General features: G+C 64.7%; 15 protein-coding genes. 8 read left to right on the top strand and 7 right to left on the bottom strand.

Going from position 1 to position 12,334, the window contains the following annotated elements; genetic code table 11:
• Positions 1–20: 20 nt before the first annotated feature.
• Genes ribBA through nrdR form a run of 4 tightly spaced genes read right to left on the bottom strand, consistent with a single transcriptional unit; the run spans position 21 to position 3,432 of the window.
• Complete coding sequence (gene ribBA / locus L1O02_RS03550) at positions 21–1,112, bottom strand: bifunctional 3,4-dihydroxy-2-butanone-4-phosphate synthase/GTP cyclohydrolase II (protein ID WP_060841303.1); 1,092 nt, start codon at positions 1,110–1,112, stop codon at positions 21–23.
• A 16-nt stretch (positions 1,113–1,128) separates the two neighbouring features.
• Positions 1,129–1,791, bottom strand: coding sequence for a riboflavin synthase (locus tag L1O02_RS03545; protein ID WP_060841304.1), 663 nt, complete (start codon positions 1,789–1,791; stop codon positions 1,129–1,131).
• Positions 1,792–1,837: 46 nt separating this feature from the next.
• A complete protein-coding gene (gene ribD, locus L1O02_RS03540) occupies positions 1,838–2,971 on the bottom strand; it encodes a bifunctional diaminohydroxyphosphoribosylaminopyrimidine deaminase/5-amino-6-(5-phosphoribosylamino)uracil reductase RibD (protein ID WP_108546142.1) in 1,134 nt (377 codons plus the stop codon).
• A complete protein-coding gene (gene nrdR / locus L1O02_RS03535) occupies positions 2,968–3,432 on the bottom strand; it encodes a transcriptional regulator NrdR (RefSeq protein ID WP_060841306.1) in 465 nt (154 codons plus the stop codon). Before nrdR ends, ribD begins: the two co-directional genes overlap by 4 nt.
• Before the next feature lie 129 nt (positions 3,433–3,561).
• On the opposite strand from nrdR, the gene L1O02_RS03530 reads away from it, so the two are divergent.
• From L1O02_RS03530 to trxA, 3 genes are read left to right on the top strand one after another with little or no spacing between them, the layout of a single operon-like run.
• Positions 3,562–4,020 (top strand): hypothetical protein, encoded by a 459-nt coding sequence (locus L1O02_RS03530; protein ID WP_060841307.1) that lies wholly within the window; start codon positions 3,562–3,564, stop codon positions 4,018–4,020.
• The gene (locus L1O02_RS03525) at positions 4,017–4,727 is read left to right on the top strand and encodes a 50S ribosomal protein L11 methyltransferase (protein ID WP_235759533.1); all 711 of its coding nucleotides are present in this window, start codon (positions 4,017–4,019) and stop codon (positions 4,725–4,727) included. The genes L1O02_RS03530 and L1O02_RS03525 overlap by 4 nt, the downstream gene beginning before the upstream one ends.
• Positions 4,728–4,758: 31 nt before the next feature.
• On the top strand, positions 4,759–5,631 hold the full coding sequence (trxA, locus tag L1O02_RS03520) for a thioredoxin (protein WP_235759530.1): 873 nt from the start codon (positions 4,759–4,761) through the stop codon (positions 5,629–5,631).
• Positions 5,632–5,723: 92 nt separating this feature from the next.
• Here the strand turns inward: trxA and L1O02_RS03515 are convergent, their stop codons facing one another.
• A complete protein-coding gene (locus tag L1O02_RS03515; RefSeq protein ID WP_060841310.1) occupies positions 5,724–6,071 on the bottom strand; it encodes a hypothetical protein in 348 nt (115 codons plus the stop codon).
• A gap of 134 nt (positions 6,072–6,205) precedes the next feature.
• Between L1O02_RS03515 and L1O02_RS03510 the strand changes: the two genes are divergently transcribed.
• From L1O02_RS03510 to L1O02_RS03490, 5 genes are all read left to right on the top strand, one after another.
• The gene (locus L1O02_RS03510) at positions 6,206–6,814 is read left to right on the top strand and encodes a DUF2796 domain-containing protein (protein WP_235759528.1); all 609 of its coding nucleotides are present in this window, start codon (positions 6,206–6,208) and stop codon (positions 6,812–6,814) included.
• 61 nt (positions 6,815–6,875) lie between these two features.
• Entirely contained in the window at positions 6,876–7,586 is a 711-nt protein-coding gene (locus L1O02_RS03505) for an ABC transporter ATP-binding protein (protein ID WP_060841312.1), read from the top strand.
• Position 7,587: 1 nt separating this feature from the next.
• Complete coding sequence (locus L1O02_RS03500) at positions 7,588–8,853, top strand: ABC transporter permease (RefSeq protein WP_060841313.1); 1,266 nt, start codon at positions 7,588–7,590, stop codon at positions 8,851–8,853.
• 25 nt (positions 8,854–8,878) lie between these two features.
• On the top strand, positions 8,879–9,397 hold the full coding sequence (locus L1O02_RS03495) for a DUF3299 domain-containing protein (protein ID WP_173655963.1): 519 nt from the start codon (positions 8,879–8,881) through the stop codon (positions 9,395–9,397).
• Between the two features lie 186 nt (positions 9,398–9,583).
• A complete protein-coding gene (locus L1O02_RS03490) occupies positions 9,584–10,282 on the top strand; it encodes an OmpW family outer membrane protein (RefSeq protein WP_108546135.1) in 699 nt (232 codons plus the stop codon).
• Positions 10,283–10,342: 60 nt separating this feature from the next.
• On the opposite strand, the gene L1O02_RS03485 is transcribed toward L1O02_RS03490, so the two are convergent.
• Positions 10,343–11,272, bottom strand: coding sequence for an NAD-dependent epimerase/dehydratase family protein (locus tag L1O02_RS03485; RefSeq protein WP_108546134.1), 930 nt, complete (start codon positions 11,270–11,272; stop codon positions 10,343–10,345).
• A complete protein-coding gene (locus L1O02_RS03480; RefSeq protein WP_060841317.1) occupies positions 11,265–12,149 on the bottom strand; it encodes a sugar nucleotide-binding protein in 885 nt (294 codons plus the stop codon). The genes L1O02_RS03485 and L1O02_RS03480 overlap by 8 nt, the downstream gene beginning before the upstream one ends.
• Positions 12,150–12,334 lie beyond the last annotated feature (185 nt).

The raw sequence follows: 12,334 nt of genomic DNA, 5'->3' as shown, positions 1-12,334 counted from the left end.
AAGCCGCAAACGACCGGCTGTTATTCGGAGGGCACGTATTCTACAACTTCCAGGTCGAAACCGGATATCGCATTAAACTTCATCGGCGCACTCATCAGGCGCATTTTGCGGACGCCCAGGTCGCGGAGGATCTGCGAACCGGCACCCACGATGCTGTAGGTGGTGGGTTTCTTCACCGGCTGGTGTTCCGCGGTTTCACGGATGTGCGCCAGCAGTACATCGCCATCCAGCGGGTGCCCCAGCAACAGCACCACACCACTGCCGGCCTCGGCCACGGTGGCCATGGCCGCGCGCAGGCTCCAACGGCCCGGCTGCTTGACCATCAGCAGGTCGCGCAGCGGGTCCATGTTGTGCACCCGCACCAGGGTCGGTTCCTCTGCGCAGATGTCCCCCAGGGTCAGGGCCATGTGCACGTCGCCTTCCACGGAATCACGATAGGTCACCAGGTTGAACTGGCCCAGTTCGCTGTCCAGGGGCTGCTCGGCAATCCGCTGAACGGTACGTTCGTGGATCATCCGGTAGTGAATCAGGTCGGCGATGGTGCCGATCTTGATGTTGTGCTCGGCGGCGAAGGCTTCCAGCTCGGTGCGACGGGACATGGTGCCGTCGTCGTTCATCACCTCGCAGATCACCCCGCTTGGCTCGAATCCGGCCATGCGCGCCAGGTCGCAGGCGGCTTCGGTGTGGCCGGCACGGGCCAGGGTCCCGCCGGGCTGCGCCATCAGCGGGAAGATGTGGCCCGGGCTGACGATATCCTCGGGCTTGGCGTCCTTGGCGGCCGCCGCTTGCACGGTGCGCGCACGGTCGGCGGCCGAGATGCCGGTGGTCACGCCTTCGGTGGCCTCGATGGAGACGGTGAACTTGGTGCCGAAGCCGGAACCGTTGCGCGGCGCCATCAGCGGCAGCTTGAGCAGCTCGCAACGCTCGCGGCTCATGGGCATGCAGATCAGGCCACGGGCGTGCTTGGCCATGAAGTTGATGTGCTCGGCCTTGCAGCACTCGGCGGCCATGATCAGGTCGCCTTCGTTCTCGCGGTCTTCGTCATCCATGAGGATGACCATCTTGCCTTGGCGGATGTCTTCAACCAGTTCTTCGATGCTGTTGAGCGCCACGCGGCACCCCCTTGAGTCAGGATTTGAGATAGCCGTTAGCGGCCAGAAAACTTTCGGTAATGGTGCCGCCAGTGGCCTCGGCCGCCTTGTCGCCAAGCAGCAGGCGCTCCAGGTAGCGCGCCAGCAGGTCGACCTCGAGGTTGACCTGCCGACCCGGCCGGTAGTCGGCCATGATGGTTTCCGCCAGGGTGTGGGGCACGATGGTCAGCTCGAACTCGGCGCCATTCACCGCGTTGACCGTCAGGCTGGTGCCGTCGACGGTGATCGAGCCTTTATGGGCGATGTACTTGGCCAGCTCCTTCGGTGCGCGGATACGGAACTGAATGGCCCGGGCATTTTCCTCCCGCGCCACCACTTCGCCGACGCCGTCGACGTGACCACTGACCAGGTGACCGCCCAGGCGGGTGGTCGGGGTCAGGGCTTTCTCCAGGTTGACCCGGCTGCCGGTTTTCAACTGATGGAAGGCGGTGCAATCCAGGGTCTCGCGGCTGACATCGGCCCAGAAACCATCGCCCGGCAGCTCGACCGCGGTCAGGCAGACGCCGTTCACCGCGATGCTGTCGCCCAGTTTGACGTCGGCCAGATCAAGCTTGCCGGTTTCTACATAGACCCGCACATCTCCGCCTTTTGGGGTCAATGCGCGAATGCTGCCGATGGATTCGATGATGCCGGTGAACATGGAGTCCTCCTCGAGAACGGGCCGCCGGGTAGGCGAAAGTCGGGAATTATACGCTCGCTGGTGGGGCCGGGATGGCAGTGACTCGCCAGTCATCGCCCACCGCGCGCATTTCGATGATCTTGAGCAAGGGCGCCTGGCTCATCCGCGCCAGCGGCCAGTCCAGCAGCGGCCGCGCAGAGGAGCCGAGGAACTTGCCGGCGACGAAGATCTGGTACTCGTCCACCAGGCCCTGCTGGGCAAAGGCTCCGGCCAATCGCGGACCGGCTTCCACCAGCACCTCGTTGACACCTCGGGCGGCGAGCTCCAGCAACAGCCGACGCAGATCCACCAGGCCATCGGGGCCGGGCACGATCAGGCATTCCGGACCGTTGGCGTACTGCTCCTCCACCGCCGCGCAGGTCGCTACCAGGGCGGGGCCGGCCTTGAAGAACGGTGCATCGAGGGGCACTCGCAGGCGACCATCGATCAACACCCGCAGCGGCGGCCGGCTCATGGCCAAGGCCGTCTGCTCGGCGTCCAGGCCCAGTTCGGCAGCGCGCACGGTCAGCCGCGCATCATCGGCCAGCACCGTATCGGCACCGGTCAGCACCACGGACGATTCGGCCCGCAGGCGCTGCACAGCAGAGCGCGCCGCAGGTCCGGTGATCCACTGGCTTTCACCACTGGCCATCGCTGTTCGACCATCAAGGCTCATGGCCAGCTTCACCCGCACATAAGGCAGGCCGTGTTCCATGCGCTTGAGAAAACCCTTGTTGATCGCCCGGGCCTCGGCCTCCAGCACACCGCTGTGGGTGTCGATACCGGCCTGGGCCAGGCGCTGCAAGCCACGCCCGGCGACTTCCGGGTTCGGGTCCTGCATCGCCGCGACCACCCGCGCCACTCCGGCATTGACCAGGGCATCGGCACAAGGCGGCGTGCGTCCGTGATGACTGCAAGGCTCCAGGGTCACATAGGCCGTGGCGCCACGGGCCTGGTCAGCGGCCGCGCGCAGGGCGTGGACTTCGGCGTGGGGTTCGCCGGCCCGTACATGCCAGCCCTCACCCACCACCTGGCCGTCGCGCACGATGACGCAACCGACCCGGGGATTGGGATGGGTGGAGTAGCGCCCCTTGCGCGCCAGTTCCAGAGCGCGGGCCATGTAGTGCGCGTCGAGCACCGCTTGCTCCGGGGACAGGCTCATGGCTTGACCGGCTCGCGGGCGAGGCGGTCGATCTCTTCGCGGAATTCGTTGAGGTCCTGGAAGCGCCGGTACACCGACGCGAAACGGATATAGGCGACTTCATCGAGCTTCTGCAGCTCGGTCATCACCAGTTCACCCACGACCAGGGATTTGACTTCACGCTCGCCGGTGGCCCGCAGCTTGTGCTTGATGTGCACCAGCGCCGCTTCCAGGCGCTCGACACTCACCGGGCGTTTTTCCAGGGCGCGCTGCATGCCGGCGCGCAGTTTTTCTTCGTCGAAGGGCTGACGGCTGCCGTCAGTCTTGATCAGGCGCGGCATCACCAGTTCGGCGGTTTCGAAGGTGGTGAAACGCTCACCACAGGCCAGGCATTCACGCCGGCGGCGCACCTGTTCGCCCTCGGCGACCAGACGCGAGTCGATGACCTTGGTGTCGTTGGCACCGCAGAAGGGACAGTGCATGGTGGCAGGCAACATAAAAAGGGAGGGCCATGGTAGCGCATCCCACTGGCAAGACAAGCCATAGCCTTTACGGTATACAGACCGACTATTATGTTTCGCACACGGAAATTCGCCTTGTTGGAGCTTCAGATGCCGCTCAGACCGCTCGTTTTGCTCAGTCTTGTCAGCCTGCTGGTCGCCTGCAGCAGCGATGCCCCGAAACCTGCGGCCCCCGTCTCCTCCTCGCCACAGACGGTGAAAAAAAATCAGCAACCTGTCGATCTCGGCCCCTTGCCGGCCTATCAGCGCGAACTGAGCGGCACCCTTGAGGGCGTGCCAGCCGGCGCCGACGTGGAACTGGCGCTGCTGGTGATCGATGAACGCAGTCGCCCGCAACGCCTTTTGGCCAGCAGCAACCTCAACGGCACCAGTCAGGCTCTGCCGTTTCGCCTGCGTTTCGCCGCCGAGGCGTTCCCGAGCGGAGCCCGGGTCGAACTGCGTGGCCGCGCCAGCCAATCCGGCCAGTTGATCCTGCACCTGCCGGCGGTACGCATCGACCAACCCACCACCCAGGCTCTGGGACCACTGCAATTCGTCAAAGCCCCATGAACCCACCGCTCGACCTGCAAGACGCCCTCAGCGAACTGCTGGGGGACGCGCAACTGGTGGCCTGCGAGCTGCCCGATACCCAACTGAAACTCTGGCTGATCGACGCCCGGAACATGGACCGCGCCTTCACCCCGGAAGAAACCCGGCGCATTCTCCACGAGCCGCCTTACTGGAGTTTCTGCTGGGCCAGCGGCCTGGCCCTGGCCCGCTACCTGGCCGAACACCCGCACTGGGTGCAAGGCAAGCGGGTGCTGGATTTCGGCGCCGGCTCCGGGGTGGCGGCGATTGCCGCAGCCTGGGCCGGAGCCCTGGAAGTGGTGGCTTGCGACCTCGACCCGCTGGCCATTGCCGCCTGCCGGGCCAACGCCGAACTCAACGGCGTCGAGCTGAGTTATTCCACGGACTTTTTCGCCGAGGCCGATCGCTTCGACCTGATCCTGGTGGCGGATGTGCTCTATGACCGGGCCAACCTGCCGCTACTGGACCAGTTTCTCAGCCGTGGCCGCCAGGCCCTGGTGGCGGACTCCCGGGTCAGGGACTTCCAGCACCCGCTGTATCAGCGCCTGGAAACGCTCAATGCCCTGACCCTGCCGGACCTGGCCGAGCCTTGGGAGTTTCGCAAGGTGAGCCTGTATCACGCGCAGCGGCCACTGGCCGGCAAACCGGCGCCCGCAGGCGATAGCGATCTGTCCCGGGCAACTTTATAGTGCTTCCATTCCCGCTTATTCGAGATACCCCATGAGTCAGGACACGCCGTATATCTTCGACGCCCGCACCGCCGACTTCGACCAGTCGGTCATCGAGAACTCCTTCCACAAGCCGGTCCTGGTGGACTTCTGGGCCGAATGGTGCGCGCCCTGCAAGGCGCTGATGCCGATGCTGCAACAGATCGCCGAGAGCTATCAGGGCGAGCTGCTGCTGGCCAAGGTCAACTGTGATGTCGAGCAGGACATCGTCGCCCGCTTCGGCATCCGCAGCCTGCCCACCGTGGTGCTGTTCAAGGACGGCCAGCCGGTGGACGGCTTTGCCGGCGCACAGCCGGAATCCGCGGTGCGGGCCATGCTCGAACCCCATGTGCAGATGCCGCCACCGCCCGCTGCCGACCCGCTGGAACAGGCCGAAGCACTGTTTGGCGAAGGCCGTATCGGCGACGCCGAAGCCCTCCTCAAAGTGCTGCTGGGTGAAGACAACAGCAACGCCAGGGCGCTGATTCTCTATGCCCGCTGCCTGGCCGAACGCGGCGAACTGGACGAAGCCCAGACCGTGCTCGACGCGGTCAAGAGCGATGAGCATAAGGCCGCCCTGGCCGGCGCCAAGGCGCAGATCACCTTCCTCAAGCAAGCCGCAGACTTGCCGGACGCCGCCGACCTCAAGGCGCGCCTGGCCAAGGACCCGCTGGACGACGAGGCAACGTACCAACTGTCGATCCAGCAACTGGCCCGCCAGCAATACGAAGCGGCGCTGGAGGCCCTGCTCAAGCTGTTCATGCGCAACCGCAGCTACAACGAAGGCATTGCCCACAAGACCCTGCTGCAGGTATTCGACCTGCTGGGCAACGATCATCCGCTGGTAACCGCCTACCGCCGCAAACTGTTCGCCGCCCTGTACTGAGCAGGATGTGCCGGCGTGTGTAGGAGCTGGCTTACCAGCGAAAGCGTTCTGACAGACCTAACGCGTTCGCCAGCAAGCTGGCTCCTACAGGCTCACTGCACCCAGCTGTAGATCGGCGTATCGGCGCCGCTGACCACCTTGACCTCGGTGCAGTGGCGCAAGCGCACCAGCAGGCGCTTGCCCGACGCGGCGCTGCCGGTCAGCCCCTCCAACTGCTCCAGCAACTCGGGCCCGCTAATCTGGCCCGCCTTGCGCAACAGATCCTTGGCGGTCTGCCACAAGGCATCGTCCTGGCTGGCCGGCTTGCTCACCGGCGTCGGTGCCGCCGCTTCAGGCCTGGCCGCCTGCAACTGCGCGCCCAGTTGCGCCCAATCGCCCTCGTCCAGTTCCAGGGTCAAATCCACCGGCCAGTCGCCGATGCTTCCACGAATTCGCAACATCGCTGCACTCCCGATTTTTTCTGACGAGCATGCTCCCACGCGTCTTGCGCAACGCCAAGCAGACGGTCAAACTCTGCGGCCCACTGTTATAAGATCACATAACATTTTTTTCATCCTCGCCCTGGAGACTTGCTATGCGCCGTCTGCTCCTCGCCTTGCCGTTTGCCCTGTTGCCACTGGCTGTTGCTCAGGCCGTGCAAGCCCATGAACACGAGCATGAACACGGCAGCCTCGGCGCCCATGAACATGGGGTCGCCCGCCTGAACGCGGTGCTCGACGGCCAGGCCCTGGAGCTGGAGCTGGAAAGCCCGGCGATGAACCTGGTGGGCTTCGAGCACGCACCCAGCACCGACGCCGACAAGGCCAAGGTAGCGGCCGCCCGCGCCCAGCTGGAACAACCCCTGGCGCTGTTCAGCCTGCCCAAGGCGGCCGCGTGCGTGGTAGCCAAGCAGGAACTGCAGAGCCCGCTGTTCGGTGACAAGCCCGATGCCGATGATCACGATGACGACGACCACGACGAAGAGGCCAAGGGCGCCAACGGCCATGAGCATCACCATGAGCACAGCGAGATCCACGCTCATTACCAGTTCACCTGCGCCAAGCCGGACGCCCTGAAGAGCCTCGATCTGGGGCAGATCTTCAAGACCTTCCCCGCCACCCAGAAAATTCAGGTACAACTGATTTCGCCAAGCGGCCAGCAAGGTGTCGAAGCCACGGCCAAGGCTGCCACCCTGAAGTTTTGAGCGCTGCACCTGTAGCCGCCCGCGGTGGCGGCTACACCACTCACTGCATGATCGGCCCAACATGACCCAAGCACTTATCGAACTGTCCGACCTGACTTTCAGCTGGCCCGGCCACCCTCAGTTGCTGGACATCCCGGCCTTCCGCCTGGAAGCCGGCGAGACGCTGTTCCTCAAGGGCCCCAGCGGCAGTGGCAAGACCACCCTGCTGGGCCTGCTCGGCGGGGTACAGAAACCCAGTCACGGCAGCATCCGCCTGCTGGGCCAGGAACTGACCGAGCTGTCCGCCGGGGCCCGCGATCGCTTTCGTGTCGATCACACCGGCTACATCTTCCAGCAGTTCAACCTGCTGCCATTTCTCTCGGTGCGCGAGAACGTCGAACTGCCCTGCCACTTCTCCAAACTGCGGGCCAGTCGCGCCCTGCAGCGCCACGGCAGCGTCGATCAGGCCGCGTCCACCCTGCTGGCCCACCTGGGCCTGAAGGACCCCGATCTGCTCGGCCGTCGCGCCGACTCTTTGTCCATCGGCCAACAGCAACGGGTCGCCGCGGCCAGGGCGCTGATCGGCCAGCCGGAGCTGGTGATCGCCGACGAGCCAACCTCGGCGCTGGACTACGACGCCCGCGAAGCCTTCATCCAACTGCTCTTCGCCGAATGCCGCGAGGCCGGGGCCAGCCTGCTGTTCGTCAGCCACGACCAGAGCCTGGCGCCGCTGTTCGATCGCAACCTGTCGCTGGCCGAACTCAATCGCGCCGCCAAGCCTGCAGAGGTCTGAGATGTATCTGTTCCGTCTAGCCATGGCCAGCCTGGCTAACCGCCGCTTCACCGCGATCCTCACCGCCTTTGCCATCGCCCTTTCGGTCTGCTTGCTGCTGGCGGTGGAACGGGTACGCACCGAAGCCCGAGCCAGCTTCGCCAGCACCATCAGCGGCACCGACCTGATCGTCGGCGCCCGTTCCGGCTCGGTGAATCTGCTGCTGTACTCGGTGTTCCGCATCGGCAACGCCACCAACAACATCCGCTGGGACAGCTTCGAGCATTTCGCCAGCAACCCGAAGGTGAAGTGGGCGATCCCGATTTCCCTGGGCGACTCCCACCGCGGCTATCGGGTCATGGGCACCACCGAGGCCTACTTCCAGCACTACCAGTACGGTCATCAGCAAAGCCTGCAACTGGCCGTGGGCCGGGCTTTCGCCAGCGACCCTTTCGAGGTGGTACTGGGTGCCGAAGTCGCCGAAGCCCTGCACTACAAGCTGGGGGACCAGCTGGTGCTGGCCCATGGCGTTGCGGCCATCAGCCTGGTCAAGCATGACGACAAGCCCTTCACCGTGGTCGGCATCCTCAAGCGCACCGGCACTCCGGTGGACCGCACGCTGCACATCAGCCTGGGCGGCATGGAAGCGATCCACATCGACTGGCACAACGGCGTGCCGGCCCGTGGCGATGGCCGTATCAGTGCCGATCAGGCGCGCAACATGGACCTGACGCCCCAGGCGATCACCGCCTTCATGCTCGGCCTCAACAGCAAGATCTCGACCTTCGCCCTGCAGCGCGAGATCAACGAGTTCCGCGGCGAGCCGATGCTGGCGATCCTGCCCGGCGTGGCCCTGCAGGAGCTCTGGAGCCTGATGGGCACCGCCGAGAAGGCCCTGTTCGTGGTGTCGTTGTTCGTGGTGCTCACCGGCCTGATCGGCATGCTCACGGCGATCCTCACCAGCCTCAACGAGCGCCGTCGGGAGATGGCCATTCTGCGTTCGGTGGGGGCCCGGCCCTGGCATATCGCGACCCTGCTGGTACTGGAGGCGTTCGCCCTGGCGCTGACCGGGGTTCTGGCCGGGCTTGGCCTGCTGTACCTGGGCATCGCCCTGGCCCAGGGCTATGTGCAATCGAACTACGGCCTGTACCTGCCGTTGTCCTGGCCCAGCCAATATGAGTGGACGCTGCTGGGCGGTATCCTGATCGCCGCCTTGCTGATGGGCAGCGTGCCGGCCTGGCGCGCCTACCGGCAATCCCTGGCCGACGGCCTGTCGATTCGTTTATGAGCCCTGCCTTATGAAGACCCAACGCTTGCTGCGCTCCCTGCTTGCCCTGTCGCTGCTGTTCAGCTCGCCGCTGTGGGCGGCGGCGCCGAAGGATCTGACCTGGTCGGAAATGATCCCGCCGGACGCGCCGCCGGAAGTGCCGAACATGAAGCCGCTGCACGACCTGTCGCAGATGAGCGATGCACTGGCCGCCGAATCGGCCCCCGCCGCCAAGCAGGACCTGCCCAATGCACCGGTGGTGAAGAGCCTGGACGGCCAGTCGGTGCGCCTGCCCGGCTACATCGTGCCCCTGGAAGTGAACGAGGACGGCCGCACCACCGAGTTTCTCCTGGTGCCCTACTTCGGCGCCTGCATCCACGTGCCGCCACCGCCGTCGAACCAGATCGTCCACGTCACCAGCGAGCTGGGGGTCAAGCTCGACGAGCTGTATCAGCCTTACTGGATCGAGGGCGACATGCAGGTCAAGCCCTCTAGCAGCGAGCTGGCGGACGCCGGTTACCAGATGGCGGCGCAGAAGATCTATGTCTATGAGTTGCAGGAGTGAAAGCGGCAGCGGCGCCGGCGAGTCGGCGCCGACAGGGCCTGGGCACGAGGCCAAAAGAGTGCAGAACAAAAGAATAGTTCAGCCCTGCCACCGGGGTTTGTCATTTCATTGAGCTGAGTCAAGGCGGTCAACTTGACGATCCTTACCATTGGACATAGCCAATTTGAATCGTCCTTTGGAGCTCCCATGCACAAGTCTCTGCTTAGCGCTTCCCTGATCGCGCTCGCCATCGCCGCCCCGATTGCCAACGCCCACGAAGCGGGCGACATTCTCGTCCGCGCCGGTGCCATCACCGTCAATCCGAAAGCCGACAGCGGCAGCGTCAAAGTGGACCGCGGCCCGGCAGAAGGCACCAACCTGGGTGGCAAGGCCACCATGAGCAGCGACACTCAGCTGGGTCTGAACTTCGCCTACATGCTCACCAACAACGTCGGTATCGAACTGCTGGCCGCCACTCCGTTCGAACACGATGTGAAGCTCAAGGACACCTCCCTGGCCGCGGCCAACGGCAAGCTCGGTACCCTCAAGCACCTGCCGCCAACCCTGAGCGTGGTCTACTACCCGCTGGACTCCAAGTCGGTGTTCCAACCCTATGTCGGCGCCGGTATCAACTACACCTGGATCTACGACGAACACGTCGGCAGCCGTGCCAACGCAGCCGGTTTCGATAACTTCCGCGCCAAGAACTCCTGGGGCCTGGCCTGGCAGGTGGGTGCAGACTACATGCTGACCGACAAGCTGATGCTCAACGCCCAAGTGCGTTACATCGACATCAACACCACCGCCTACGTGGACAACAACAGCGTGGCTCCCGGCACTCGCGCCAAGGTCAACGTTGACGTCGACCCGATGGTCTACATGGTGGGTCTGGGCTACAAGTTCTAAGCCCGTCAGTCATGAAAAAAGGCGCCTTGCAAGGCGCCTTTTTCATGTCTGCAATGCCCCTCAACGCCCCATCAGGCGCGCCAGGCCGACACTCATCGGCGTGGGTTCGGGGAACCTGAAGCGCTGCAGCAGCCGCTGATTGCTGGCCCGGGAATGACGGATATCGCCGGCACGGGCCGGACCGTAGCTGATGGGCGGCAACTCGCCGACCACCTCGGCCAGGGCCGCAAGCATCTGCTTGAGGGTGGTGGCCTGGTTCAGGCCGACGTTGACCGCCCCCACTTCCAGCTGCGGCGCTTGGATGGCCTGTACCAGCACCTCCACCAGATCACCGACGTAGACGAAGTCCCGAGTCTGCTCGCCATCGCCGAACACGGTGATGGGCAGCCCCTGCTGGGCCCGCTCGCTGAAAATGCTGATCACCCCGGAATAAGGCGACGACGGGTCCTGGCGTGGACCGAAGATGTTGAAGAACCGGAAGATCGCCGGTTCCAGGCCGTGCTGACGCCGGTAGAAATCGAAGTAGTGCTCGCTGGCCAGCTTGTCCGAGGCATAAGGGGTCAACGGCGCCTTGGCCGTGTCCTCATCGATGGACTGGCCTTCGCCGTTGTTGCCGTACACCGCTGCACTGGACGCGAACAGCACCCGTTTGACGCCATGCAGGCGCATGGCCTCGCAGACATTCAGGGTGCCGATGAAGTTGCTCTGGTGGGTCTGCACCGGGTCGTCCACCGAAGCCTGCACCGAAGCCACCGCCGCCAGGTGCGCCACCGCGCTGCAGCCTTGCATGGCACGGTTCACCAGCGCCGCATCGGCGACATCGCCCTCGATCAGCTCCAGCCGCGGGTTGTCCAGTGGCAGGTTGCTCGGCTTGCCGGTGGACAAGTCGTCCAGCACCCGCACCGAGTAGCCCTGGGCAAGCAGCGCATCGCTCAGGTGCGAGCCAATAAATCCGGCACCGCCGGTGATCAGTACAGGGCCATCAGCCATGACGATAAAACCTATCCAGTAAGGCCGGGAGCGCGGCACGCCAGGCGCGCGGCTTGATCCCGAAGGTGTGAAGGATCTTCTTGCAGGCCAGTACCGCGTGCTGCGGTTCTTCGGCGGCATCGGCACAGGCCGCGTGGGCCTGGGCGGTGGGGGCCTCGATGGCCAGCGGGTGCAGTTGCCGGGCCTCGCTGAGCACCGCCTGCCCCAGGGCCAGGGGGGTGGTCGCTTCCTGGCCGGCATAGTGGTAGGTGCCCCACAGCGGCGCGGCGCAATCGAGCTGCTTGAGCACCGAGATGATCACTCGCGCGGCGTCGTCCACCGGGGTCGGGTTGCCCCGACGATCGTCCGCCATCAACAGCTCTTCGGCAGACTCGGCCCGGGCGAGGAAACGCCCGAGAATGCCCTCGGCGCTGTCGTCCAGCAACCAGCCGAAGCGCAGCAGCACGTGTTGAGGGCAAGTGGCGCGAACGCTCTGTTCGATCCGCCACAGCGCCTGGCCGCGCAGCCCCAGAGGCACCGGCTCGTCTTTCTCGCTGTAGGCGGTGGCTCGAGAGCCGTCGAACACTCGGTAGCTCGAAGGCTGCAGGAGAATGATGTTGTGATGCTGGCAAAGCTCCGCCAGGCGCTCGACCGCACGTTCCTGGCCGCTCAAGCGGGTCTCGCCCACCGTCTCCGCCTGAAACCAGTCGAAGTAGTAAGCCAGATTGATCAAGGCATCCGGACGGGTGTCATCAAGCAGTTGCGTGAGGCTCGCGGCGTCCCAACCGTCTTGCGGGGGACGGGGAGCGAGGAAACCGATGTCTTCCTCCGCACCCAGGCGAATCAGCGCCTGCCCAAGGGCATTTCCGCCGCCCAGTAACATAAGGCGCATTCGCATAGAGTCAGCAGGCCCAGTCTGTTCAGAACGATGGTTTGGATCGGCCAATCCCGTGGTTTCGACCGTCGAGAATTGCCGGAATCGTTGCATTTTGCGGGTTTGTGGCGCAACCGTCACTGAGAAAGTGTCGGTGCGCGCCGATGCATCCCCTGCCTCAACTCTAGTTGCTGTCCACGGCGACGGCA

This window comes from Pseudomonas sp. BC42, assembly GCF_021560055.1.
In the GTDB taxonomy this organism is placed as follows: Bacteria; Pseudomonadota; Gammaproteobacteria; order Pseudomonadales; family Pseudomonadaceae; genus Aquipseudomonas.
This window is presented reverse-complemented; position numbering and strand designations above follow the sequence as displayed.

Bases quoted from the DNA above. Each gene is read 5' to 3' on its own strand.
- L1O02_RS03545 (WP_060841304.1), bottom strand. From the start codon at position 1,791: ATGTTCACCGGCATCATCGAATCCATCGGCAGCATTCGCGCATTGACC.
- ribD (WP_108546142.1), bottom strand. From the start codon at position 2,971: ATGAGCCTGTCCCCGGAGCAAGCGGTGCTCGACGCGCACTACATGGCC.
- nrdR (WP_060841306.1), bottom strand. From the start codon at position 3,432: ATGCACTGTCCCTTCTGCGGTGCCAACGACACCAAGGTCATCGACTCG.
- L1O02_RS03530 (WP_060841307.1), top strand. From the start codon at position 3,562: ATGCCGCTCAGACCGCTCGTTTTGCTCAGTCTTGTCAGCCTGCTGGTC.
- L1O02_RS03525 (WP_235759533.1), top strand. From the start codon at position 4,017: ATGAACCCACCGCTCGACCTGCAAGACGCCCTCAGCGAACTGCTGGGG.
- trxA (WP_235759530.1), top strand. From the start codon at position 4,759: ATGAGTCAGGACACGCCGTATATCTTCGACGCCCGCACCGCCGACTTC.
- L1O02_RS03515 (WP_060841310.1), bottom strand. From the start codon at position 6,071: ATGTTGCGAATTCGTGGAAGCATCGGCGACTGGCCGGTGGATTTGACC.
- L1O02_RS03510 (WP_235759528.1), top strand. From the start codon at position 6,206: ATGCGCCGTCTGCTCCTCGCCTTGCCGTTTGCCCTGTTGCCACTGGCT.
- L1O02_RS03505 (WP_060841312.1), top strand. From the start codon at position 6,876: ATGACCCAAGCACTTATCGAACTGTCCGACCTGACTTTCAGCTGGCCC.
- L1O02_RS03500 (WP_060841313.1), top strand. From the start codon at position 7,588: ATGTATCTGTTCCGTCTAGCCATGGCCAGCCTGGCTAACCGCCGCTTC.
- L1O02_RS03490 (WP_108546135.1), top strand. From the start codon at position 9,584: ATGCACAAGTCTCTGCTTAGCGCTTCCCTGATCGCGCTCGCCATCGCC.
- L1O02_RS03485 (WP_108546134.1), bottom strand. From the start codon at position 11,272: ATGGCTGATGGCCCTGTACTGATCACCGGCGGTGCCGGATTTATTGGC.
- L1O02_RS03480 (WP_060841317.1), bottom strand. From the start codon at position 12,149: ATGCGAATGCGCCTTATGTTACTGGGCGGCGGAAATGCCCTTGGGCAG.